The sequence below is a fragment of the Bradyrhizobium sp. Crot121 genome (assembly GCF_059512385.1).
In genome coordinates, this window is sequence record NZ_JCAMOR010000248.1 from 1 (window position 1) to 1,229 (window position 1,229).

The 1,229-nt window shown below is 54.4% G+C and carries 1 protein-coding gene; it reads left to right on the forward strand.

Annotation, left to right across the window (positions count from 1 at the left end):
• The first annotated feature begins 399 nt into the window (after window positions 1-399).
• Entirely contained in the window at window positions 400-1,155 is a 756-nt protein-coding gene (locus tag AC5ZGW_RS46325) for an esterase/lipase family protein (RefSeq protein WP_165435664.1), read from the forward strand.
• Window positions 1,156-1,229 lie beyond the last annotated feature (74 nt).

The window sequence follows — 1,229 nt, forward strand, 5'->3', positions numbered from 1 at the left end:
GCCGCACCGCCTTACGTTTCTCACGCGCGGTTTCCTCCCTTGGAGGCTTTCGGACGCCGGCCGCCGAATACGCCGCGCCCTCCCTCAAGCGGCCGGCATCCGAAACCCTTCACAAGAGCCGACTTCAAAGCCCGTGGCTGCAGCCTTGCTCTTGCGCCTCGACCCGCATCCTTGATCAGCCTTTTCGAGAGGCTTCTGAGAGATCCTCTATCACCCGTGGCTCCTATGCACGGCGCGTTTTTGGCGATAGCATCGAACATCGATACGTCAACGAATTTGACCAAAGATAAAAACATTCTTGGCTTCAGCCTCGCGGCGCCGCGAGCTGGAGCCACAACTCGCTCACGACGCGGTTTTCGTAACGCCCTATTCATCGTTAGCGGACCTGCGGAGGCTTCGATGCTTAGAAGGGTATGGGCCGTACTTGCGATATCTTGGCTTTTGGCGACGGCTAACGTCGGGATCGCCCAAAATCAAAGATACGTGCGCAATCTGGGTTCCAACTCTCCCGTTATTGTTTTCGTACACGGAGTCCTAGGGGATGGCGCAGCCTCGTGGGCTACAGGTAACGTCTCCTGGCCGAAGCTTGTCGCTGAAGATAGCGCGTTTAATGGCGCCAGTATTTATGTGCACGATTACCGGACCACGCTGAAGACGGGGTTGAGCATAAATGAGTTAGCGGAGAACCTTAGATTGCGATTGATCGATGACGGGGTCATTGATCATCGCGAGCTTATTTTTATAGCGCACAGTATGGGTGGGTTGGTTACCCGTCAGTACCTACTCAAGTATCGTAGTATTGCCGCTAAGACCCGCTTTCTCTTCTTTCTTTCCACTCCAACAACCGGAAGTGAGCTAGCCAACCTGGCGTCGATCATCAGCCGTAATCCCCAGTTCCGAGACATGCGGTTGATGCAATCGGCGGACTATCTTGCAAATCTTCAGCTTGACTGGTTCGCCGCCAACTTTGGTATTCCGACGTACTGCGCGTATGAGACTTTTGATACCTACGGAATCAAAGTCGTTGATCAAGCGAGCGCCTCTAACTTGTGCACACGAGGACTAGACCCGATTCAGGCCGACCACATCTCGATTGCTAAACCGACACGACGCACTGACGATCAATACATCTCGTTCCGAAACGCCTCTCGCTGACCTGCCGCTGCGTATTTCCTCCAGAAGGAGTTAGAGTCCGGCCGGAAGAAGGACGGACGAATGAAGCGAGCAAG